Here is a 24,910-nt window from a genome sequence, read left to right on the forward strand (position 1 = left end):
ATGAAATTATCGCCATTTATTAAAAAGCTTTTGCCCGTATTGGTACTAGTACTTGCAGGTTTATCTTGGTTTCTAATTACTAATAATCCACCAACACAAGCTAGAGGTGCACCACCAAAAGTTGCTCGCATTAATGTTGACATTGAACCTATAGAAGTAAAACCATTTTCAATCGATGTTGCTAGCTATGGCGTAGTGCGCCCAAGGACACAAAGCACCTTATCTTCACAAGTGAGCGGCCAGATCCTATCTGTCAGCGACAACTTCAGAGAAGGCGGATTTTTTGACAAAGGTGAAGTTTTGGTCTTAATCGATGACAGGGATTTAAAGGCGACAGTTCAATCTGCTAGCGCGGCGTTAGAGCTGGCAAAGCAAGCGTTAATAGAGGAAATGGCGCGAGGCGAACAAGCGGTTGAAGATTGGAAGAGACTCGGTGGTAATGAAGAACCCAATGCCTTGGTATTGCGTCAACCGCAACTTGCTACAGCAAAAGCCGATGTGGCAGCAGCAGAAGCGAATCTTGCAACGGCCAAATTAAATTTAGAACGCGCCCAAGTCATCGCGCCCTATCAAGGCCGAATAAGGGAGCAATTTGTCGATATTGGTCAGGTGGTAAGTAATAGCTCTGAATTAGCTAGCATTTTCGCTACTGATTTGGTTGAAGTAAGATTGCCGATTAAAAACTCTGACCTTCAATTCATAAACCTCCCTGAGCAATATGCTAACGGGCAATCAAATCTTGGGGCAAAAGTCGTATTTAGTTCAAATTTGTTTGAATCTCAGCGCTGGCACGGAAAATTAGTACGTACCGAGAGCGCTATTGATGAAAATGCACAGCAATTATATGTCGTAGCTCAGATAGCCGACCCATACGGCGCAGACTATATGGACCAACAAAGCATAAAAATTGGTCAATATGTCAAAGCTTCAATTCAAGGAAAAACAATTTCCGATGCCATTGTGATACCAAATAGCACTATCTATCAAGGCACCTACGTTTACATTGAAAATGATGGTTTTTTACAACGCAAAGATATTAAAGTCGCGTGGCAAAGTTCTGATGAAAGTATTATCTCTTCAGGCCTTTCCTCTGGCGATAACTTAGTACTAACACCGCTAGGACAAGTGAGTTCCGGTACACCTGTAACGGTAAATCAAAGCTTCCAAAGAGTAAAAGATAGCGCTACAACCTCTAGTAACACCACTCAAGGAGCAGTGAAATGATAGCCTGGTTTACAAAAAATCATGTTGCTGCAAATTTACTCTTAATCACCATAGTTATCTTTGGTCTATATAGTTTATCCAATCGAATTCCACTAGAAGTATTTCCTGAGGTTGCGGCAGAGACTATTAGTGTTAGTGTTTCATTGAGAGGAGCAACACCTGAAGACGTCGAACGAGGAGTTACTATACGTATTGAAGAAGCAGTTCAAGATCTTGAAGGCATCGAGCGTATAGTTTCGCGCTCAAGTGAAAATAGCTCTTCCGTAAATATAGAAGTTGAAAGCAATTACGACCCTAGAGAATTACTTGCTGATGTAAAAAGCAGAGTGGACGCGATTAACACGTTTCCAGCTGATGCCGAGAAACCGGTAATTGCACTAGCGCAACGAACTCGAGAAGTAATTGCGGTGTCTGTTGCAAGTGATTATTCAGAACGTGAGACCCGAGAATATGCTGAAATAGTGCGCGATGAGTTATTGCGCTTAGATGGTGTTACTCAGTTAGAATTGTCTGGGGTGCGTAGCTATGAAATTGCTGTCGAGGTTTCCAAAGATATTCTAAGGCAATATAACCTTACCTTGTCTGATATCAGCAATGCGATTCAAAACTCAAGTCAGGATGTAAGTGCTGGGAACTTAAAGTCAGAAGGCGCTGAAGTACTCATACGCTCTAAGGGCCAAGCCTATCGAAAAGATGAATTTTCCAACATCGTTGTGTTACGCCAAAGTGATGGCGCTATTATTCGCTTAGGTGATATTGCAACAATAACAGATGACTTTGAAGAAGATCCTGTTCGAACCAGATTTAACGGAAAGCAGGCAGCATTTATCGATGTATATCGAATTGGTGATCAAAGTGCAATTGAGGTTGCCGACAAAGTAAAACAATATATCGAAACTAAACAACAAAACTTACCCAAGGGATTCGAATTAAGTTATTGGGACGATGATAGCCAAATAGTGAAAAGTCGAATCAATACGCTGGTGACTAACGCCATACAAGGCGGCGTACTTGTACTGGCTTTACTTACGTTATTTTTGCGCCCCTCAATTGCACTTTGGGTTTTTATCGGAATCCCCGTTTCTTTTATGGGGGCATTTATTATGATGCCTTTCTTTGGCATAACCCTTAATATTTTAAGTTTGTTCGGATTTATATTAGTGCTAGGCATTGTTGTCGACGATGCGATTGTGACCGGAGAAAATGTCTATACCCATTTAAAAACCTCACAAAATGGTGAACAAGCCGCTATCCTCGGCACCCAGGAAGTTGCGACCCCAGTCACGTTCGGAGTTTTAACTACAGTGGCTGCATTTCTTCCATTAGCTTTCATTGAAGGTAATCGCGGCGCTTTGTTTGCTCAGATCCCTGCTGTTGTTATTCCTGTGCTGTTATTTTCACTAATTGAATCAAAATTTGTGCTTCCTGCTCATTTAAAATATATCAAACTTAGAAGTACTAAAACGCCAAGCAAACTAGATGCATTTCAACAACGTTTTGCAGATGGATTTGAAAAAGCCATTCTAAAATACTATCAACCCTTACTTGGGTTAACTTTAAAAAACAAAGGGACTACGGTAGCACTCTTTGTTGCCGGGTTTGTTATTATCGTTGCGTTAATTAGTTCTGGACACATGCGATTTGTATTCTTCCCACGTATTCCCTCCGAAACAGTTAGAGCAAGTTTAACCATGCCAGCTGGGACACCTTTTGAAGTTACCAATAGATACATTGTTGACATGGCGGATAAAGCCAGAGAGTTGCAACAAAAATATGTTGACGATGACAGCGGAAAAAGTGTCATTTTAAATGTGTTAGCCTCCACTAGGAGTAGTGAAAGTGGTATCGTGAGATTTGAAATAACGCCGAATGAAGAACGTGAATCAGATATTACTTCGACTCAGTTAGCCAATGAATGGCGAGAATTGGTAGGGACAATCCCCGGTGCCGAGAGCCTAACATATAGGGCTGAATTTGGGCGTTCCTCAGACCCAATCGATATTCAGCTAAATGGTACCAATGTTCAAACGCTTGAAGAAATATCGAGTAAAATAAAGCAACGACTCGCAACATATGAAACTGTATTCGATATTTCTGATAGTTTGTCTGATGGAAAAAGTGAACTTCAAATTGAATTAACCGATCAAGGACTTGCATTAGGGTTAACCCGAGTAGAAGTGGCAAATCAAATTCGAAATTCGTTTTTTGGGGCACAAGCACAAAGGATCCAAAGAGGACGTGACGACGTGCGAGTAATGGTTCGTTTACCTTTAGAAGAACGTCGCTCAGTGGCAGAATTGCAAGATATATTAGTCAATACGCCTGAAGGTAACAAAGTACCTTTGTCACACATAGCGACTCTAGTTCCTGGCAAAAGCCCATCTTCCATTTACCGTATTGATAGATATAGAACTGTGTCTGTAGTGGCGGATGTGCAAAAAGAAGCGACTAATATGACAGTATTACAAGAAGATCTTCGTGGTTTTTTAGATGAATTAGTCACTCAATACCCAGGCGTAGATTACACCCTTGAAGGTGAATCTAAAGAACAAGAAGAAAGTGCAAATTCGTTACTTATTGGACTTGCTTTTGTACTCTTTGTTATCTACGCCTTGTTAGCCATACCCTTTAAATCTTACATTCAACCTTTAATTGTCATGAGTATAATTCCATTCGGACTCATAGGGGCTGTTATCGGTCATTGGATTATGGACATGAACTTAGCTATATTCAGCTTTTTGGGCATGCTAGCGCTTATTGGAATCGTAGTGAACGACTCATTGGTGCTTGTAGATTATATTAATAAACGTCGTGAGCAAGGAGAGGCATTGGTTGAGGCGGTTTTAACTGCAGGCGCAGCTAGATTTCGACCAGTTATGCTGACTAGCTTAACAACCTTTATTGGCTTAATGCCTTTACTGTTTGAAAAAGCGACTCAAGCTCAATTTCTTATTCCAATGGCTGTTTCGTTAGGTTTTGGTATCATATTCGCCACTATAATCACACTAATATTAGTGCCTATAAACTACATTTTAGTGGAAAAACTCTGTACCAAGTTAAACGGCGGAATTCCTCTAGTAAAGTCTAAAATGATGAATGAAACCTTGGTCCACACTAAATAATAGTCCAGGGTTTTAGATGTGTTGAATAAAAACTTGATATCCCCAAGGCGGTAGTGAGAAAGCAAAGTCTTGTGGGATATTGATTGTTTTTTCATCGTAATCATGAAGTTGCCCATTTATTTGCGCATTATATTGGCCACAAAAAAGTGTTTCACAAAAGGTTACGTTAGCCTCTTGCTTCGAAAAATTAAATATAAAAAACCATTTACTTTGCTGGTCTTGGCGCACAAAACTAAAAACTTTATCCATAGCAGTGTTAGGCACCTGAATCATGGTAGCCCCCCACTTTCCGTTCCAAAGCGCGCTATGTTGTTTGCGTAACCGTAATAATAATGAGTAAAAATCGGCCATAAAATTATGTTGCCAGTCGATAGGATCGCGCTCAAAGAATGCCAGACGTTTGGTTTCTCCTGCTTCTTGACCGTTATGGATAAGCGGCATCCCCTCGCCAAGTACAGATAATGTAACAGCAGCAGGTAATGCAGGTCCAAATTTTTCGTCAGGGGTACCTTCCCATGCATTTTCGTCATGATTACTGACAAAGGTCATTCTAAAGGCTTGTTTTGGCCAAGATCTTTCATTCCATGAATAGTATTTACGCAGTTTATCCAGAGGTAAATCCCCCATAGCTATACCGTGCATGGTTTCATTCCAGCTCCACGCGTAGGTCATATCAAAACCGTACTCATGCAAATCGCGATTTTCCCATTCCGCCAACATAAATACGGGTTTTATTTGGTCTAGGGCTTGTCTTGCTTGTTTCCAAAAATCCTTCGGTACATAGCCAGCTACATCACATCGATAACCGTCGATATCAAACTCTGTTACCCAATAACACAAAGCCTCTATCATGTATTCACGCAGTGGTATTTGGTCGTAATCAAATTCAATAATGTCTTCCCAATCCCACCAAGGCGAAGGCCTAAAATCCCCTTTGTAGTCTTTTAAATACCATTCTGGATGGCTTTTAGTCAGCGGGTTATCCCAAGCACTATGGTTAGGAACCCAATCTAAAATGACTTTTAATTTTAGTTCATGGGCAACCTTAACTAAGGTTTTAAAATCCTCTTTATTGCCGAACTCTGGATTGATGTCAAAGTAGTCTTTTACCGCATAAGGACTGCCCAATTCACCTTTTCGATTAAGCTCTCCAATAGGATGAATGGGCATTAACCAGATAATATCTGAGCCTAACGCTTTTATGCGAGGAAGTTGCTCTATGACCCCCTTAAAGTCACCTTGGGGGCTAAATTGACGAGTATTAATTTGGTAAATAGTGGCGTTTTTTGACCAGTCGGGAGTTTGCACTTTAACAAGGGGTTCTATGTTCAGCATACATCCTCAATTGAATACATTTGTGGCAAAAATATATATACGATAAGGAGAAAATATAGCTTAGTTTACTCAACAAATTAATAAGGCAAACCCGCTATGCCCATAATTAACACCCAGGTAGCAAAGAATATTTTTAAACGCGTAATAGAAAAATACAATACAACATGTTTCGCTATCATTCCGCCAACCACTGCGCCAGCGCCAGCAAACAATATCACTTGCCAGTAAATAGCTTGGGTGACAACCAAGTGATAATAAATTGCGCCCCACACACTAAAGGCGCTTAAAATAACGGCAACAGCAATAGCGAAAGTAATATTAAATTGACGCAAAATTAAATAAACCGCGGTTAATTCCCCTACTCCCACAGATAACCATGCGGTAATAATGCCGCCAAACAAACTAATGACAATTAGACTTGCAATGTCGAACCAATGTAGATGAAAGGCTCCGACTTGACGCTTCATAAGCGGGATTGAACAATATATTGCCAGCGCTAACAAAATAGAAAAAACGCCAAAATATAAATGCAAAGAATCTAGTGCTTTTTCGGTGTATTCAGCAAAACCAAATTGCGCCAACAAAATACCCAGAATTGAAAATGGTATGGTCAAAGTTAAGGCTTTGCTCATGCTTGCCCATTGGGGATCGCTTCGGTGGTGGCTTTTATAATAGTTCCACCAAGTAATAGCACCGGCTGTCATTCCACAACATTGAATAGCAAAACTGGTCGCGATAATAGTCGCGTTAGACAAGGATAATTGATTGAAAAAGGGTACGAAGACAACGCCACCACCGGCACCCGTGGAGTTCGCAAAAATTGCCCCTGTAATGCCTAATAATAGAAATCCTGCATAGTTAATAACGAGGTCGAGGGTGTTGGGTTGAGCAATTAATAATAGGAGCCAAGCGCAAAATAATCCAAACTTGATCCTATGTAACTTGATCAAATGTAAATATTTAGTTAACAATACAGACATCCTACTCGTTTTAACTCAACCGCGTCTAAATTAGCGAGAACTCTTTGAATGCGCAGGATTATACCTAAGGACGTCTTCTATGGTAGTTAAAAATTCGTTACCAGAGCAATTAGTTATCGAATTGTCGCCCAATCGTTCTGCCACATGGCAACAAACAAAATGGGTGATTTGGGTAATGGTTGCTGTTGTGATGGTAATTGCCGTTGCTTGGTCTTTTGTAGGTGCCTGGGTTGTTTTGCCTTTTGCAGGGCTGGAAGTGGGACTTTTTGCGCTCTTGATGTATAAGGTTTCTCGTTTAACCTACCATAAGCAAACGCTTTATGTGACCAATGAAGACGTTATTATTGAGCAGGGATTTCGTAAACAGCTGAATCGAAAAAGATTTATTCGACAACACTTACATGTGGCCTACTGGGAATCCGAAAGAGATTGGGAATTACCTAGGATCGCGTTGATTAATGAAGTATCAGAGATGGAACTCGGTAGCTTTCTAAATTTGGCAGATCGTAAGCAATTAAAAACGCTGTTAGAAGAGGCTGGATTCATAATTTTACGCAATCGATGGTGGCAAAGCTAATTATCTGATCCTATGCTTAACTTAACTGCTATTAATTAGTGTGTTTTTTAAGCTAACGCATTAGAGGCCGAAATGAATTTATTTATCGAATCAATTGAAGGTGGTTTGTACATGGCAGGTATCGGCGAAGAAAAAGCAACTCGCTTTATACGAGATGAATATCGAAACTCTTCCTCATTTCAATCAATCACAGACATCAGGGAACAATTATCAGGACAACATTTCGATAAGGTGTATTTAAGGCAAGCGACGCCTTATGACGAAATGTGTGGCAGTAGCGAAGATGACAAACTCATGATGGAATTAAATTGGCGATAGTAAACTATAGCTTTGTTTAATTTCACAGCTCCGATCACTTAGGTTAGACTATCAGAGATAGGTGCTACGGATGCTTGTATGGACGAGTTTGATTTTATTATTGTGGGTGCAGGTTCGGCTGGATGCGTTCTAGCAAATAGACTATCAGCAAACCCTGACGTAAAAGTATGTTTAGTTGAAGCGGGTCCAAAAGACACACACCCCGCAATTCACATTCCTTTTGGCATTGCCTTTCTTGCTAACAATAAGACTGTAAACTGGCAACTTGAGACCGCTCCTCAAACGGCACTTAATAATCGTTCTTTGTACTGGCCGCGAGGAAAAACCCTTGGCGGTTCTTCTAGCGTTAATGCTATGTGCTATATCAGAGGTATTCCAGAAAATTATGACCAATGGGCAAGTGAAGGTTGTACTGGCTGGGATTGGCAATCTGTTCTTCCCTACTTTCGAAAAGCAGAGAATAATTCTCGCGGCATCTCTCGTTTACATGGTGCTGGAGGTCCTCAGTGGGTCAGCGATCTAAATCAGATCAATCCATTGACCTTAGAATTTATTGAAGCAGGTAAGCGATTGGGTGTCTCTGAGAATCCAGATTTCAATGGAATTTCCCAAACCGGTATCGGCGTTTATCAGGTTACCCAAAAACACGGACAAAGATGCAGTACAGCAAAAGCATATTTGTCTGAAGATGTGCAAAATAGAGCCAATCTAACCATAAAAACCAGATGTCATGTTGAAAAGATCTTGTTTGAAGATAAACGAGCTTGTGGAATTGAAATCAAGCAGCAGGAAACATCTGAACAACTCATAGCTAAACAAGAAGTGTTATTGAGTGCAGGCGCTATAGGTTCGCCTGAAATATTACTTAAATCAGGAGTGGGAGATAAAAACCAGTTAGCTGAAGTAGAGATCCCAACTGTTATCCATTTACCGGGCGTTGGCAAAAATTTGCAAGACCACTTAGATATTACGCTTGTGGTCAAACAAAAGAGAACTGATTCCTACGGCATCTCATTGCAGGGAATTTTTAAACATTGGCGAGCACCTTTTGAATACTGGTTCAAACAGAAAGGACTTCTGACCTCCAATATTGCAGAAGGTGGCGCTTTTCTGAAATCTTCACCTAAACTCAAACATCCAGATCTACAAGTACACTTTCTGCCAGCTTTATTAATAGACCACGGCAGAAAAAAGCCCTTAGGCCATGGCTATACCATTCACGTCTGTCATTTGTATCCTAAGAGTAAGGGACAAATTTCGCTGCAAAAGAGTGAAAACGGATTCCGTGCTCTTATTCAGCCCAACTATCTTAGTGAGCAAGAAGATCTAAAACCACTTATTGATGGTTTTAAATGGGCGAGAAAACTTGCCAATACAGACCCGTTGAAGACATCCAGCACTGAATTCATGCCGGGAGAATCATACCAAGATGAAGATGCGATAGCGGAGTATATTCGTCAGCACGCTCAATCGCTATACCACCCTGTTGGGACTTGTAAAATGGGGGCAAGAGATAGTGAACAAACCGTTGTATGCCCTGATTTAAAAGTAGTAGGTCTACAAAACTTAAGGGTAATAGACGCTTCAGTAATGCCAAGCATCATCGGCGGTAATACAAATGCCCCCACCATAATGATTGCAGAAAAAATAGCTGACAAAATACTCGCTGATTTTAAGTAAATGTTTTGCTTATGATCTGTATCAAGTTTGCAATTTTTCCATAGGTCAATTTTCATACTCAGACTGATATAGTAAAAATACAAGCAAACTATAGAGGAAAGCATCATGTCTGAAGCAACTGCCAATTCAAAAACTACAGATACTACTACTGCAGTAAATAACGTAAATACTCAGCCAAAACATATTTCTGAGCACCATACACATATTGACCGACATGACCAATTTAGTATTGCTGAATCGTTTAAAAATGGCGAATACCCTTATAAAACTAAAATATCCTCTAAAACTTATGAGGCTCGAAAAGTTGAATTACAAGTTGAGCTTTTAAAAGTACAAAAATGGGTAAAAGAAACCGGCCAGAAAATTGTCATTTTGTTTGAAGGCAGAGACGCTGCGGGTAAAGGGGGGACCATAAAACGTTTTATGGAACATATGAACCCAAGGGGTTGTCGAGTAGTTGCCCTAGAAAAACCCACTGAAACCGAAAAAGGCCAATGGTACTTTCAAAGATATATTAAACACCTACCCACTGAAGGCGAAATCGTACTGTTTGATCGCTCTTGGTATAACAGAGCTGGCGTAGAAAGGGTGATGGATTTTTGTGAACCTAACGAATACTTAGAATTTATGCGACAAACACCAGATTTGGAACGAATGCTGGTCCGAAGTGGCATCAAATTGTTCAAATATTGGTTCTCTGTAACACCTGAAGAACAAAATGCTCGATTTACAAAGCGAGAAACTGATCCTTTGAAGCAATGGAAACTAAGCCCGATAGATAAACAAGCTATGCAATTGTGGGACGATTATACAGAAGCTAAAGAAGCCATGTTCTTTTACACCCATACTGCAGATGCGCCTTGGATGGTAGTCAAATCAGACGATAAAAAGCGCGCACGTCTTAATTGCATGCATCATTTTCTAGCAAGCTTGCCTTATCCAAACAAAAATACCCATATTGTCAGAGGCGCCGACCCGTTGATTGTGGGGAATGCTAGCAATGTAATAAATCAAGATAGACACATTTTGGGAAAAACCTTACATCCAAAACACACCAATCGTTCTTGATTTTTCTATCCTATAAACAAAAACACCAAGTATAATGACTATGCTTGGTGTTTTTTTATCTTTTGTAATTGCAAACTTATTGTAACAAGCTTTCCAATTCTGAGCTTACCTTATCAACAGGTTTAGTACCGTCAATTTTTCGGTATTCGCACATACCTTGACCAGCAGCTTCTTCATAATAGTTAACTAATGGTTTGGTTTGCTCATGATAAACTGCTAATCGGCTACGTACTGTTTCTTCTTTATCATCATCTCGGATAATAAGTTCATCGCCAGTCACATCGTCTTTACCTTCCACTTTAGGAGGATTGTAAACCACGTGATAAACACGACCAGATGCAGGATGAACACGACGACCACCCATTCTATCTACAATGACATCGTCAGGAACGTCAAACTCAATACAATAATCTACGTTAATATTTGCTTCTTTCATCGCATCAGCTTGGGGAATAGTACGAGGGAATCCATCTAATAGAAAACCGTTTGCACAATCTTCTTGTGCAATTCTTTCTTTGACCAAGCCAATGATCAAATCATCAGAGACCAATTGCCCTGCGTCCATTACCTTCTTTGCAGCCAAACCTAATTCAGTTCCCGCTTTAATTGCCGAGCGAAGCATATCGCCAGTCGAAATTTGTGGAATACCGAATTTGTTCATTAAAAACTGGGCCTGAGTCCCTTTGCCGGCACCTGGTGCACCGAGAAGTATGATACGCATTTAGCGTCCTCCAAGATATTTAAAAAAACTGGTGAAACTGTACAGCTTAGCGACCTCGTTAACAAGCGAAAATCGGGAAAATTGGTCAGACTTTAGGCGAACGTGACGAAAAAAAACCCATTGTTAAAAAACAATGGGTTTTATTACTTCGCACTATTATTTTGCCAATGAGGTCAACAATCCATTTAAGTTACTGACAAAGTTTGCGGGATCTTTCAACGAACCTTGTTCACTCAGTGCCGCTTGATCAAACAACACGTTGGCCCATCGAGCAAACTGTTCTTCATCTTGCACATCAGCCACCAATTTGACTAATTGATGTTCTGGATTCAGCTCAAAATGATACTTAGGCTCTGGTACTTCTTGACCCGCAGATTTGAGTAACTTAGCCATCTGTGTAGACATACTATCTTCACTGGCTACGATAACAGCTGGAGAATCAGTTAATCTATGGGTAAATTTAACTTCTTCTACCTTATCTCCCAGGGCCGTTTTAATACGAGTTAATACGCCTTCGACCGCTTTCTCTGCTTCTTCTTTGGCTTTCTTAGTTTCTTCGTCGTCCAAATCACTTAGATCAACATCGCTACTCGCAACTGATTGGAAAGACTTGCCATCAAATTCTGTCAGGTAGTTCATCATCCATTCATCAATTCGCTCACCTAGCAACAATACTTCGATGCCTTTCTTGCGGAATACTTCTAAATGCGGACTGGTTCTGGCTGTTTGGTATGAATCAGCTGTAACAAAGAAGATTTTATCCTGCCCTTCTTTCATTCGCTCAATATAATCGGCAAGCGACACATTGATCTCATTGGTATCATTATGCGTTGAAGCAAAGCGCAATAGACCTGCTATTTTATCTTTGTTAGCAAAATCTTCCGCCGGACCTTCTTTCAATACATTGCCGAATTCTGCGTAGAATGATGCGTATTTCTCCGGATCATTTTTCGCCATTCTTTCTAACATGCTCAACACTCGTTTAGTGCAGCCTTGGCGAATAGATTGAGTAATCTTATTATCTTGTAAGATTTCCCGAGAAACATTAAGTGGTAAATCGTTAGAATCTAACAAGCCCTTCACGAAACGCAGATAAGTAGGCATAAACTGTTCGGCGTCATCCATAATAAACACGCGCTGAACATAGAGTTTTAAGCCATTTTTCTGTTCACGATTCCAAAGATCAAATGGCGCTTTACTTGGAATGTAAAGAAGACTGGTATACTCAGTTTTACCTTCTACACGATTGTGAGCCCAAGCAAGAGGATCGGTAAAGTCATGGGAAATATGCTTATAAAACTCTTGATATTCTTCGTCTGTAATTTCTGACTTATCACGAGTCCAAAGTGCAGTCGCTTTATTAACCGTTTCCCAATGGCCCGGTTCAGCTGGGATTTTTTCTCCATCTGGACCTTCAGACTCTGGTACTTCATCTTTCCAAAGTGCTACAGGAATGCTGATATGATCAGAATATTTAGTGATGATTGAGCGCAAACGCCAATCATCTAAAAATTCTTTTTCATCATCTTTAAGATGCAGCACTATTTCAGTACCACGAGTTTCTTTTTCAATATTGGCGACAGAGAACTCACCTTCACCTTCTGAAATCCACTGCACACCTTCAGATTTATCAACCCCTGCAGCCCTAGTATTTACTGTGACCTTATCAGCTACTATGAAGGCCGAATAAAAACCGACGCCAAATTGACCAATAAGTTTAGAGTCTTTTGCTTGATCACCAGATAGCTGTTTGAAAAACTCAGAGGTGCCTGATTTAGCAATAGTGCCTAAATTAGTGATTACCTCGTCTTTAGTCATCCCAATGCCATTATCTCTGACGGTTAATGTGCCAGCTTCTTTATCGAAACTAAGTTGTACACTTAAATCACCATCATTTTCATACAAACTACTGTCAGATAACGCCTTGAATCTTAGTTTATCTGCAGCGTCTGCGGCATTAGATACCAGTTCACGCAAAAATATCTCTTTGTTTGAATAAAGAGAATGGATCATGAGTTGAAGAAGTTGCTTTACTTCTGTCTGAAAACCGTGAGTTTCATGTTGGACAGTCTCAGCCATTGCCAAGGATCTCCTATTGAATTTATTAATTAGATTAACTCTGCACTGTTAAAGTAAGGACACTAAAACGTTTTTCAATAGGTAAAATTGAGATAATTGTTAGATTTTTCGTCTACCAGAAAAGGCATGGGTCAGGGTATTACCGTCGATATACTCTAATTCTCCTCCCACTGGAACACCATGGGCTATTCTTGTCGCTTCAACCTGATATTTATGGCATAACTGTGAAATGTAGTGTGCTGTTGCTTCACCTTCTACAGTAGGATTTGTGGCCAGAATTACCTCTTCTATTTTTTCATTCTGCAGTCTTTGCTCTAACACATCGAGCTGCAGTTCATCTGGACCTATGCCATCAATTGGTGACAAATGCCCCATCAGCACAAAGTATTGTCCTTTAAATTGTGCAGTGGCTTCAATGGCCAAGACATCTTGAGGGGATTCAACAATACAAATTTGCCCGGTTTCTTTTCTTAGAGGATCTAAACATATTTTGCAGGTATCAGATTCGGTAAATGTGCGACATGAAGAGCAGTTTTGGATATTTTCCATGGCATCTCTTAGCACATCACCTAGCCTTAACGCGCCTTCTCTATTGCGTTCCAGTAGTGTAAACGCCATTCGTTGAGCACTTTTACTGCCAACACCTGGTAATACCTTAAGAGACTTTATAAGTTCGTCAATCAACGGACTAAACGACATAAAAACCTATACTCGACTAAATATAAAGGGGCATTATAGTACAAGTTAGGTCATGATTTCGACTGAGTTAAAACAAGTTATCGATTATTGTCGCACGCAACCATAAATCTGGAAAAGCTATCATGAATGGATGGTATTACGGGCATACCAAATTGAAACCCTTGTAAGAAATCACAATCCAACTCGATGGCTGAATTAGCTAACTCTTCAGTTTCAATACCCTCAGCAATAACATCCATTTCTAATCCGTGGGCTAAACCTGTAATAGCTTCAATTATATTTTTATTACGCTTATTGGCGCTCATATTCATAAAGAATTTTTTATCTATTTTTAGATAAGTACATGGCAATTCAGCGATATACTCCATGGAACTGTAACCTGTTCCAAAGTCGTCTATGGCAACATTAAACCCGTAGCCCACCAGATTAGTTAAGCACTGTTTTGCTTTATCCGGTTCGGTCATTAAATGGGTTTCAGTGACCTCTAAAATTACGCTTGTGGGATCAACCGTATGTACTCGCGCAAAGGTTGTTAAAAGTTCAGTAATTTTGGGGCTATGACACAGATTTGCAGGTAGATTTAAACAAAGCTTTAAGCTTGGCTGTTCTACTTTAAAGCGCTGTAATAATTGAAATGCCTCTGCAAAGAGCCATGAGTGGAATTCTGCATCCAAACCAAGTTCCATAACTACATCAATGATGGTCATGGGATTTACCCAAGATCTGTCTAACTGCCAACGCACTAAAGCTTCAATGGCAAAAACATTCGGATAGTCTTTGGAACTTAAAATTGGCTGAGCAGCCAATTGTAGTTCGCCATTTTTTATTGCTAATGGTAGGGATTTACGTAGTTTGTTTTTCTCGGCAACCTTATCGTTCCAGCCCTGTTTAAAACACTCGTAATTACCTCGGCCATTGGATTTAGCCTTGTATAAGGCAATGTCGGCTTCCCGCATTAACTCTTTACAACTTCTGGCTTTGCCGGGATACATGGTAATACCAATAGAAGGTGATATTGGAATAATAGATTTATTATATTTAACGTCACATTTGAGTTCTTTGAGTAGTTTTTCAGCGACTTCATAAGCACTATCCCCGTAGGTTTCAGGTAGAATTATTCCAAATTCATCGCCCCCTAAACGACCGGCTACATCACAATTTCTGATGCAAGATCTTATGGTTTCTCCTACTGTGCTGATAACAAAATCACCGGCTTCATGACCGTATATGTCATTGATAGACTTAAAGTGATCAAGATCCAATAGCATCAGCGAAAATTTGTGCTTATAGCGTTCAGACTCGTGATAGATCTGACCTAATTTTTCAACAAAAAGTGCTCTGTTTGAAAGGTCGGTTAGGGAATCAAACATCGCCATATGTTCGAGTTGCTTTTTAAGTTCCCAGTTAAGCATAGCATTGTTGATGGCTCGCATAAGGGTATTGCTGGTGAGATCATCTTTGATGACGTAGTCTTGAACCCCTAATTTCAAAAGTTGTACCGCGTTCTTGGTATCATTTTGTCCAGTGACAACTACAATTGGACAGTTTAATTCGCTATTGCGAGCCTGAAAACTCTTAATCAGACTGAGCGCACTGCCATCAGGTAAATTAAAATCGAGTAAACAACAAGAAAGAGAAAGATTATTCTCTAAGCACAGAGCCGCTTCTTCAAGGGTAGTAATACATTCTATATGACCAAAATTATGCTCTGCTTCTTCGAGCAAGCGCATATAGTGCGTCATATCTGCGGGATTGTCTTCGACAATCATTAGAGAAGGAGCTGATACACCCATATTATCACCTTGTTTATTTGTGGGATCTAACATCTAGCTATTCCCCAAAATAAGAAAACTGCCGGTTTTGATATTGTTGTTTGTACGTCAGTTATTAAGCCGGCCAAATTAATCCTTCGTAAATAATTTATCCAACATTATATGTAACGCCAATTTTATACTAAAGTTTAATGTCAAATATCCATATTGCAATAAATTTTTATGTCGAAAAATGTTAAAAGCAATGGAAAGAAACATTATTGGCACTACGTTAGCTAGAAGGTAACACCACCAACTCAAACCAAAAGCTTTCAATTTCCCTAATTTTATTGATAAAGTCATGGGCTAATATTGGCTTCGTTAAATATGCATTAACCCCCAGTTGATAGCTTTCCAATACATCCCTTTCGGCGTCAGAGGTAGTGAGCATAATTACGGGAATATGCCTAAGGTTTGGGCTTTGCCGAATAGCTTTTAAAGTTTGCTTCCCGTCCATCGCAGGCATATTGATGTCCATCAGTACTAAATTTGGTAAAGTTTTTTCGTCGGATTGATGAGTTAGCATTTCAAGCGCCTCCACGCCATTGTTGGCAATGGTTAAATTACAACAGATTCTGCTGTCCTCCAAAGCACGCTCAACCATTACCTGATCTGACACACTATCTTCTACTAGTAACACGCTTGCTTTAGCCATGAGTTTTAAGACTCCTCATTTATTTAAAGGAAAATGTAAGGTAAAGGTAGTTCCCTGCCCCTTTTCAGAGGTCACAGATATTTTCCCATCTAATCTGTTCATAATTTTATTTACAATCGCCAGACCTAGTCCTGTTCCTTGATATTCTTCTCTACGATGCAAACGCTTAAATAAACCAAAAATTTGTTGCTGATATTCTGGCGCTATGCCAATACCATTATCTTTAAAGTGCAATAACAGCCAATTTCGCCATTTAATTTCTGCAGTGATTTGTATTTGGGGCGTAATTTCTGGCGCACAAAATTTTAACGCGTTATGTATTAGGTTCTGCACAACCAATCGCACTTGGGAAGGATCCGTCTGTATTAAAGGTATATCTCCTTCAACGTTTACATTAGCTGAAGTCTCATCGATTTTAGTTTCCAGGTCACCGATGACATCGGCGATAACTTGAGATAAATCGGTTTCTTGTTTTTCAATTATTGCACTGCCCACTCGAGAAAATTTCAGTAAATCATCAATCAGCACCGTCATTCTTTCTGATGCACTATCAATAAATTCTTTATCTTGTTTTACCCTATCAACCTTATTCGCCTGCAAATCTTGAATGAGATAAGAAGTATAGGTCCGCAGAGTTCTCAAAGGTTCTTTTAAATCATGAGAGGCTACGTAAGCGAATTGTTCGAGTTCTTCATTTGATCTCACTAGATCCTCTTGAAGTTGTTTTTCTTGGCTAATATCTTCAATCACAGAAATAAAATATCTATCATAGGGAGCCTCACGCTCGTCTCGTTCAACAATGGCCACTGTTAATCTGGCCCAAACCCAATGCCCTTTCTTATGCTCATAACGCTTTTCCATGGAGTAATTGATCATTTCTCCAGCCAGAAGTTTGTTCACTAGAGCCACATCTGTATCCAAATCATCTGGATGTGTAATATCTTGGAAAGTTTTCGACATTAACTCATCTTTGTCATACCCAAGTATTTCGCATATGCGGCTATTCACGCGAATCCATCTTCCTTCTGATGATACATGGGCAATGCCCACAGCTGCTTGTTCAAAGGTATCTAAGAAATCCTGAGAGAGCCTTATATTGGCATCTTCACGTTGTTTAAGCTGTGTCACATCCACTATTGCACCTACAACTTCTTTGGCAAGCCCATCTTCCCCTCTGGTGAAAACTGAGGTATTGGCATAACACCAAATGTAATGGCCATCTTTGTGTTTCAGTCTAAATTCAATGGCCAGCACTTTATTTTCTCTATTGGTATTAAGATGCTCTTTATGCGTTGAAAACGCATCTAGATCGTCTGGATGAATGAGCTGAGTTAGCCTATGGGTGCGCATTATGCTATTCAATTCAGATGTACTATAACCAACAAGTTCGCCTACCTGTTTATTGGCAAAAATTAACCTGATATTGTTGATATCAAGAATATAAATACCGGAATTAGAATTATCTAATACTGCATCTAAGAATTGATTCTTGTGCTCAAGCTCTTGTTGTAGTCGTTGTATATTATCAACATCAGTAAGGGTCCCCGACATCAAAATAGGCTTTCCCTTTTCATCAAATACTGTATTTCCGTTGACTCTTAACCACTTGTATTCATTATTTTTATTTTTCCCACGATAGAGTAATTTATATTCCTCACCTTGCTCCAAGTGGTATTTTAATGCGGTATCCAGAAGTGTCCTATCATCCGGGTGAACATGAGCAAACCAGTCGTCGATAAAAAGTTCATCGTTTTGTTTTGAAGTGGCTAACAACTCCATCGATCTTGGACTAAACCAAATTTTGTTGGTCAGCATATTCCATTCCCAAATACCAACATCCGTGGCATCAATGGCTCTTTGCATTCTTCTAGAGGTTTCTAAAAAGCGTTTTTTCTGAATGCCCACATCGCCAACGTTGGTGACAGAGGCAAAGGTAAAGGTTTCGTTTTCAACTTCGTGAACTGACAGCGAGATTTCAACTGGAATTGTACGTTTTGTTTTCGTTAATCCCCAAACCAAACGCCCGTTAGCCATGTCTCGACTCTTGCCTTCTTTCATGTATTGATTGACTAACCCCCGATGATCTTCCCTGTTGTGTGACTCCACCAAGATACTGACTTCTTTACCTGTTAATTCGTCTTCAGAATATTCAAAAATAGATTCGAGTTTTCGATTCGCAATATGTATTCGTTGATGCTTATCAATGACTAAAACACCGGTGGGTATTAACTCTAAAGAAAACTTAAAGATAGAATTTGCTTTAGCTTGAATTTCAAGTTCAGCACTTTTTATTTTTTCTTTAATTGCCTCACGCTCAGCTCTTTTTAGCTCTGCTACTGTTGGAATGGCAATAATTTTGTCTAAGTTAGCAAATAAGACTATGGCGGTAATTGCCGAAACAACAGCGGTTATTGCTTTAGAGATACCGTGTAAGCCGTAAGTACCATTCCATATGGTATAAATAGAAAATACATGAGTTATGCCACACGTCAGGATAAACGCTGCAAATAACCAAAGCACAGAATTAAAGGATTGGCCTTTTCTTTTTTTGGCAAATATCACCAGTGCAATAGGAATGGAAAAATAGGCTAGCGCAATAACAAAATCTGAAATAACATTTGTCCATAAGATACCGGGTTGCCAAAGATAACAATGACCATGTGGCATATAGTCGCCACGAAAAAATTGTTGCCAAAAATCACCCATACAATGTCCTTTACCGTCAACAATTCCTCAGTAGATAATTTAAGGATTGAAGGCCAACAGTTGAATTAAAAGTGTAACCAAGTTAACCAATTATTCAACTTAAGTATAAAATATTATTAGATTTATGGAGATTCTTTGGTTTTGGATTTGTTTTAAAATTTGCGGGTAACATGTAGGAAAATAAAAAAGCAGCTATTGAGCTGCTTTCTTTGAAAACTTAAAACGGCATCTTGAAGCCTGGTGGTAAATTCATCCCACCGGTTACTTCTGACATCTTTTGCTGACTGGTTTCCTGCACTCTACGAACAGCATCATTCATAGCAGCCGCCACTAGATCTTCGATCATTTCTTTGTCATCTTCCATCAGTGACTCATCGATTTCCACACGTCTTACGTTATGGTTACAGGTCATGGTAACTTTTACCATACCAGCACCAGCTTCGCCGGTAACTTCTAAACTGGCAAGTTCATCTTGAGCGCGTTTCATTCTTTCTTGCATTTGCTGGGCTTGTTTCATCATATTGCCCATGCCACCTTTAAACATGTTCACTCCTTATTAGCAGGTCTGGGCTGTATAGAGCCCTGAATTATATTTGCATCAAAAACTTTTATCAGTTCCTGAATGATTTGATCATTTTGAACCACAGATTCTGCATGTTGTTGACGCATGGCATCAATTTTAGTTTGCAATTCAAAAGGCGTATCTTCTACTTCACCTAATTCAACGATTAATGCTATCTGACGTCCATATTTAGTATATAAGGCTTCTTCGATGCTTTTTCTACTGGCTTCAACATTTAAATGTTGATGAGGTAGAGAAATCCGTATAACGAGATCGGTTTCAAATCGCACTAAATTTGAATGAATCAAAAGTTGCCGTGCCAATGCTTTTACATCTAATTCATCAATAAAATGACTCCACTGGTCAATCTGATTGGCAACTAACAATTTATCACCATTGGGTAACACTGCTGAAATTGGCTTAGTTTCGGATCCAACGATGGTTTGAATACTAACGGGCTGACTCTGTGCTTCAGGCTTTTTTACAGAGTCAATTGGTGCCTCCTCACCTTTAGAATCAGATTCTTCTAAATCATCAAAAAGAGAAATGGTAGAAATAGTCTTTTCTAAATCTTGAACATCTTTATTTCCAGTTTGTTCCAAATTTGACGTTTGAAACTCTTCAGAATCGGAGGCTTGCTCTGAATACTCTTGTTGTTCGTAGTATTCATTAGGCAGTTCAGGTGGTGCCGACATTTCAGGTTCTTGAGGAATATCTTCTGGCACTGCTTCCGGCTGAGAATCCTCTATGTTCTGATTGACCTGAGGTTGTTGTTCTTGCTGTTCAGGTTTGGCAGCGCTTTGAGTATCAATTTGAGTAGCTGCAGGAATTTGCCCACGAGGCGAGTGAGTTTCTGGCTCTTCGAAATTACTTGAAGGCGCAACTAAGTCATCAATGTTTAGTTCAATCTTTTGTTCTGGACTAAAAGCTAGCATGCGCAAAATAGTCATTTGTAGCCCAGAAAAAGGATCCGGGGCGAAAGCAATATCGCGTTTACCATTTAATGCAATTTGATACAGCATCTGCACATGTTCAGGACTAGCAGCTTTAGACAAGGTATAAATCGCTTTAGCCGAACCTGAATCCAATTTACACACTTCAGGTACAATTTGGGTAAGGCTGATTTGATGCAAGCTGGCCATAATTTGTGACAGCACTTGGCTATAATCAGGTGCGTCTTGGCTAATTTTTGATAATTGCTGCATGGCATCGGGGCCTGAACGCTCAAATACTGCTTTGACCAATTTCAAAACCAAATTACGATCCAGTAGCCCTAGCATATGAGTCACAACAGATAAACTAACCTGATTGTTACCTTGAGCTATCGCCTGATCAGTTAAACTCAGCGCATCTCGCATACTACCATTTGCAGCACGAGCAAGTTGCAAAAGTCCCGCATCTTCAAATGCGACATTTTCTTCGCTTAAGATTGTCGCCAATTGCTTATGAATTTGCTCTCGACTTAAGGCTTTCAAATTAAATTGCAGGCAGCGCGACAAAATAGTTACAGGCAACTTTTGCGGATCCGTTGTCGCTAATAAAAATTTTACATGGGGAGGTGGCTCTTCCAAAGTCTTAAGCAATGCATTAAAACTATGCTTTGACAACATGTGGACTTCGTCGATCAAATAGACTTTGTACTTTCCACGAGTGGGTTTGTACTGGACGTTGTCTAATAACTCTCTTGTATCTTCTACTTTGGTTCTTGATGCTGCATCAATTTCTAAAAGGTCAACATAACGCCCTTGATTGATGTCTTGGCAAGTATCGCATTTTCCACATGGGTTAGCGCTTTGTCCTTGCTCACAATTTAAGCTTTTCGCAAAAATTCTGGCGATTGTGGTTTTCCCAACCCCTCGGGTTCCGGTAAACAAATATGCGTGATGTAAACGATCATTTTCTAACGCATTAGTTATTGCGGCAACCACATGATGTTGCCCAACTAACTCCGTGAATGTTCTGGGGCGCCATTTTCTAGCAAGGACTTGATAACTCATAAGCGAGGTTTAATCACCTTCAAATTCACAAATTGCAAACGGCGTAATGCCAGCCTGTTTAAGCTTCTCTGCACCGCCAATGTCTGGCAGAGAAATAACAAAACCTGCGTGTACAGCTTCAGCGCCAAGTCGACGAATTAAGTTTGCAGTGGCGACTATGGTTCCGCCAGTGGCTAATAGATCATCTATCATTAAAACTTTGTCTTGCGAATTGATATCGTCTTTATGAATTTGCAATTGGTCAGTGCCATACTCTAAATCGTAGGTTTCTGAGATGACAGCTCTAGGCAACTTATTAGGTTTTCTAACAGGTACAAACCCTATACCCAAATTCAATGCAAGTGGTGCTCCGAATAAAAAGCCTCGAGCTTCCGTTCCTACTATTTTACTAAAACCAAAATCTCGATATTGTTCAGTTAACATATCGATACAAGCTTTAAATGCTGTGTGGTCCTGTAAAACACTGGTGACATCACGAAACATGATGCCCTGTTTAGGATAATCAGGAATCGTTTTTACCGCATTTTTTATTAATTCCGATGACACAATGCTTCCCTTCGTTGATTCTATTTACTGAGGAAAAATACCCAGATTCCGGCAACAATGTGCATTAATGGGAATGCTAAAAGAGCCAATAAAATTCCTAGAAAATACCACCAGTTGAAAGCTTCTTTGAAGTTGCCATGATCGGCCATAGAGACATCCTCGATAATTACAAAATTACAGAATGTCGAATACTACTTTATTTAGGATAAAAAAAATAGCTGTAAATGGACGAGATCGTCCATTTACGAGGAAAGAATTTGTGGGCTAAATGTTGGCCTGGTAGCCGATTCGGAAGCCGCCCCAATGCCGCTTATTGATGTATATAGGCACTGAAAGGTCATGCATAATCTCTCCTGTGTCTCTTTTATAGGTTTGTAACAAAAAGGATTTTTGATTGTTTCCACATCGTTTACCCGTTGGATCGTCAAATATCCGCTTGGTGCGACTGTGAAGCAAATCTTGCTCATAATCACCGGTAAGGGGTTTTGAGAACTTTTTATTGTGCGTTGGGAAATAGCCCTTTCTATCAACCGCTCCTGCATAAATAATAAACGAGTTTTGCTCCAGTATAGCTTCTTGTATTTTAGGTAACACTTTATCCGTAATACTATCGAATTTAGTTGTGTATTTAGGGGGATTTGTATTGGGTATTTGCTTGTATTGTTCATCGAATAAGTCAGATTCACTTAAGTTGCCTGAAGCAATCTCTTGCATCAACACTTGTGATACAGCATTTGCAGCATTTACAGCAATATCTTTGACCTGCATATTTCGAGACTGAATATGAAACGCATCTAAATCTCTAAATATGTTCTCTGAATAACCACTGACTTCTAAGGCCTGTTTGCTTACTTCGGTTAAGTCATCCGCGCGATCTTTTACCGCACTGGCAAGATTCACAACTATATGCGAAATGCCACTGCTCGCGGCTTTAGAAGTATCCACTGAGCTATTTAATGAAACCATAGCATCTTTGGCAACTGTTACTTGTTCACTGGAATCTATTAATAACTGCGAGGTAGTTTCCACTAGGGAACGCATTTGTTCATCAGCATCTCTAACACCCTGAACTGCATTGGCAGAAGCTTCGGTATTCTTACTAATATTAGAGAGAACATTATCGATGTCGTCAGTAGCTTCTCGTGTTCGTTTGGCCAGATTTCTTACTTCATCTGCTACTACTGCAAAGCCACGACCTTGTTCCCCTGCTCTTGCTGCTTCAATCGCAGCATTAAGCGCCAGCATGTTGGTTTGTTCAGACAATTGATTGATAGTTTCAACGATAGTTGCGATAGAAGCCGCGTCCTGCTTTAAAAACTCTAGTTGTTCACAGGTTATGGTAATCTTATTTCCTAAACTTTCTTGTTGAGATTTTACCGTCTCTAGACTTTTTAACGATTCAACGGTTTTTTGTTGAGAAACATCTACGTTAGAAGCCGCTTGTTCAGTTAAGTTTTGAACTTGTTCGCTTGTGCTTTCTAGGGTTTCCACTCGGTTAGCAATTTCATCTGCATTTTTTACCTGTTCGTCAAATAACAACGCTAATTTGTCGATAAAATGCGATACGGTAGCTGCCCCTATGGCTATTTGACTAGATTGCGCTTCTATGGAAGTAGCTGCCTCATCATAAACTGAAGCTTGCACATCTGTTTGACTATCTAACGTACTGACGTTTGAATGTGGAATCTTTTTAGATAAATAAGCTAACCCTGCAAAAATGACAGCCATCAATGGCACAGATATCAACAAAGATGTATTAAGAATAACGAGAATAATCGCAAGAATCCCTGCGATTGCGTGAGTGATTATTAACACCTTGATCCTCCAAATGTGCCGTCACTTTAATTTAGGGAATCCCCATTTGAACAATATATCGACAAAAATACATCTATACTTAGGAAAAAACGAAGTATTTGTAAAACTTTTGGCTAAATCAGCAGTAAATTGTTAGTACATTAGTATAAGTGCAATGTTTGAACTAACTGTTATTTTATGTATCAAATGCTAAAGTTAGATTTTATGTATATATTTGTTTAATTAGGATAAAGGGAGACTTCCAATTATGAAAAATGTTGCCGTAATACTTGCCGGATGTGGTGTTTTTGATGGCGCTGAAATTAACGAAGCTGTGTTAACGCTGCTACACATTGAAAAAAACAATGCGAAATACTTTTGTTTTGCCCCCAACAGGGAACAGCTCCATGTAATCGATCATTTAAAAGGTGAAGCTGTAGAAGAAAGTAGAAATATACTCACAGAAGCTGCTCGCATTGCCAGAGGCAATATAAAAGCATTGGATGAGTTAGATGCGAGCGAATTTGATGCATTAATAATTCCAGGGGGCTTTGGCGCCGCAAAAAATCTCTGTAACTTTGCTGTTGAAGGTACAAATGCAAGTATTCAAAGTGATGTAGAAACCGCGATCAAAGCATTTGCCGATCAGAAAAAACCTATTGGTTATATGTGTATAGCGCCCGCACTTGTGCCTTTTGTGCATGCTGCTGATACTGAAATCACCATAGGAACTGATGCAGATACTGCTTCCGCACTTGAGCAACTTGGTGCCAAACATGTCAATTGCCCAGTAGATGATATAGTTGTAGACATGGAGGCTAAAGTAGTGACAACACCTGCATACATGCTGGCTGGTAGCATAATGGATGCTGAAAAAGGCATATCTAAGTTGGTAGAAAAGGTTATTTCACTAGCGTAATCTGGAAACGGAGACGTAAAAAAATGGAGCCGTAGTTCATTTTTTTTAAGCCCCTACATCCCACGAACGTCAACGCCTAGCAACCCCCACTAACAATGGAGTCGTAGTGCATTGTTG

20 protein-coding genes are annotated in these 24,910 nt (G+C 39.8%); 7 read left to right on the forward strand and 13 right to left on the reverse strand.

What is annotated here, in order from left to right; translation table 11 throughout:
- A complete protein-coding gene (locus ACNKW3_RS16370) occupies positions 1–1,224 on the forward strand; it encodes an efflux RND transporter periplasmic adaptor subunit (RefSeq protein ID WP_427400397.1) in 1,224 nt (407 codons plus the stop codon).
- Entirely contained in the window at positions 1,221–4,346 is a 3,126-nt protein-coding gene (locus ACNKW3_RS16375; protein WP_427400398.1) for an efflux RND transporter permease subunit, read from the forward strand. The genes ACNKW3_RS16370 and ACNKW3_RS16375 overlap by 4 nt, the downstream gene beginning before the upstream one ends.
- Before the next feature lie 12 nt (positions 4,347–4,358).
- On the opposite strand, the gene ACNKW3_RS16380 is transcribed toward ACNKW3_RS16375, so the two are convergent.
- Both ACNKW3_RS16380 and ACNKW3_RS16385 read right to left on the reverse strand, forming a co-directional pair.
- Positions 4,359–5,681 carry an alpha-amylase family glycosyl hydrolase gene (locus tag ACNKW3_RS16380; RefSeq protein ID WP_427400399.1) on the reverse strand — a complete coding sequence of 441 codons (1,323 nt, stop codon included), beginning with the start codon at positions 5,679–5,681 and terminating at the stop codon, positions 4,359–4,361.
- A gap of 77 nt (positions 5,682–5,758) precedes the next feature.
- Positions 5,759–6,652 carry a sulfite exporter TauE/SafE family protein gene (locus tag ACNKW3_RS16385; protein WP_427400400.1) on the reverse strand — a complete coding sequence of 298 codons (894 nt, stop codon included), beginning with the start codon at positions 6,650–6,652 and terminating at the stop codon, positions 5,759–5,761.
- A gap of 88 nt (positions 6,653–6,740) precedes the next feature.
- Here ACNKW3_RS16385 and ACNKW3_RS16390 point away from each other — a divergent pair, with 88 nt between their 5' ends.
- The 4 genes from ACNKW3_RS16390 to ppk2 all read left to right on the forward strand — a co-directional run bounded on the left by ACNKW3_RS16390 (position 6,741) and on the right by ppk2 (position 10,304).
- Complete coding sequence (locus ACNKW3_RS16390) at positions 6,741–7,238, forward strand: DUF2244 domain-containing protein (protein WP_427400401.1); 498 nt, start codon at positions 6,741–6,743, stop codon at positions 7,236–7,238.
- 72 nt (positions 7,239–7,310) lie between these two features.
- A complete protein-coding gene (locus ACNKW3_RS16395; RefSeq protein ID WP_427400402.1) occupies positions 7,311–7,556 on the forward strand; it encodes a DUF6482 family protein in 246 nt (81 codons plus the stop codon).
- A gap of 78 nt (positions 7,557–7,634) precedes the next feature.
- Positions 7,635–9,236 (forward strand): GMC family oxidoreductase, encoded by a 1,602-nt coding sequence (locus ACNKW3_RS16400; protein ID WP_427400403.1) that lies wholly within the window; start codon positions 7,635–7,637, stop codon positions 9,234–9,236.
- Between the two features lie 105 nt (positions 9,237–9,341).
- Positions 9,342–10,304 carry a polyphosphate kinase 2 gene (gene ppk2 / locus ACNKW3_RS16405; RefSeq protein ID WP_427400404.1) on the forward strand — a complete coding sequence of 321 codons (963 nt, stop codon included), beginning with the start codon at positions 9,342–9,344 and terminating at the stop codon, positions 10,302–10,304.
- 76 nt (positions 10,305–10,380) lie between these two features.
- Here ppk2 and adk read toward each other — a convergent pair whose 3' ends face one another.
- The 11 genes from adk to ACNKW3_RS16460 all read right to left on the reverse strand — a co-directional run bounded on the left by adk (position 10,381) and on the right by ACNKW3_RS16460 (position 23,895).
- Positions 10,381–11,025, reverse strand: a complete 645-nt coding sequence (adk, locus tag ACNKW3_RS16410) for an adenylate kinase (protein ID WP_427400405.1) — start codon at positions 11,023–11,025, stop codon at positions 10,381–10,383.
- Positions 11,026–11,181: 156 nt separating this feature from the next.
- Positions 11,182–13,104: a molecular chaperone HtpG gene (htpG, locus tag ACNKW3_RS16415; RefSeq protein ID WP_427400406.1), complete on the reverse strand. Its 1,923-nt coding sequence runs from the start codon at positions 13,102–13,104 to the stop codon at positions 11,182–11,184.
- Positions 13,105–13,203: 99 nt separating this feature from the next.
- Positions 13,204–13,803 carry a recombination mediator RecR gene (gene recR, locus ACNKW3_RS16420; RefSeq protein ID WP_427400407.1) on the reverse strand — a complete coding sequence of 200 codons (600 nt, stop codon included), beginning with the start codon at positions 13,801–13,803 and terminating at the stop codon, positions 13,204–13,206.
- Between the two features lie 77 nt (positions 13,804–13,880).
- Positions 13,881–15,629, reverse strand: coding sequence for an EAL domain-containing protein (locus ACNKW3_RS16425; protein ID WP_427400408.1), 1,749 nt, complete (start codon positions 15,627–15,629; stop codon positions 13,881–13,883).
- Between the two features lie 217 nt (positions 15,630–15,846).
- Positions 15,847–16,269, reverse strand: coding sequence for a response regulator (locus ACNKW3_RS16430; protein WP_427400409.1), 423 nt, complete (start codon positions 16,267–16,269; stop codon positions 15,847–15,849).
- Between the two features lie 15 nt (positions 16,270–16,284).
- Positions 16,285–18,975: a PAS domain S-box protein gene (locus ACNKW3_RS16435; protein WP_427400410.1), complete on the reverse strand. Its 2,691-nt coding sequence runs from the start codon at positions 18,973–18,975 to the stop codon at positions 16,285–16,287.
- Positions 18,976–19,192: 217 nt separating this feature from the next.
- On the reverse strand, positions 19,193–19,519 hold the full coding sequence (locus ACNKW3_RS16440) for a YbaB/EbfC family nucleoid-associated protein (RefSeq protein ID WP_427400411.1): 327 nt from the start codon (positions 19,517–19,519) through the stop codon (positions 19,193–19,195).
- A gap of 2 nt (positions 19,520–19,521) precedes the next feature.
- Positions 19,522–21,534: a DNA polymerase III subunit gamma/tau gene (dnaX, locus tag ACNKW3_RS16445; protein WP_427400412.1), complete on the reverse strand. Its 2,013-nt coding sequence runs from the start codon at positions 21,532–21,534 to the stop codon at positions 19,522–19,524.
- A gap of 9 nt (positions 21,535–21,543) precedes the next feature.
- The gene (gene apt / locus ACNKW3_RS16450; RefSeq protein ID WP_427400413.1) at positions 21,544–22,080 is read right to left on the reverse strand and encodes an adenine phosphoribosyltransferase; all 537 of its coding nucleotides are present in this window, start codon (positions 22,078–22,080) and stop codon (positions 21,544–21,546) included.
- A gap of 20 nt (positions 22,081–22,100) precedes the next feature.
- Entirely contained in the window at positions 22,101–22,229 is a 129-nt protein-coding gene (locus ACNKW3_RS16455) for a hypothetical protein (protein ID WP_427400414.1), read from the reverse strand.
- Positions 22,230–22,344: 115 nt separating this feature from the next.
- A complete protein-coding gene (locus ACNKW3_RS16460; protein WP_427400415.1) occupies positions 22,345–23,895 on the reverse strand; it encodes a methyl-accepting chemotaxis protein in 1,551 nt (516 codons plus the stop codon).
- 247 nt (positions 23,896–24,142) lie between these two features.
- On the opposite strand from ACNKW3_RS16460, the gene elbB reads away from it, so the two are divergent.
- Positions 24,143–24,793, forward strand: coding sequence for an isoprenoid biosynthesis glyoxalase ElbB (gene elbB, locus ACNKW3_RS16465; RefSeq protein WP_427400416.1), 651 nt, complete (start codon positions 24,143–24,145; stop codon positions 24,791–24,793).
- The last annotated feature ends 117 nt before the right edge of the window (positions 24,794–24,910 follow it).

The sequence above is a fragment of the Glaciecola sp. 1036 genome (genome assembly GCF_050306235.1).
Classification (GTDB): Bacteria; Pseudomonadota; Gammaproteobacteria; order Enterobacterales; family Alteromonadaceae; genus Glaciecola.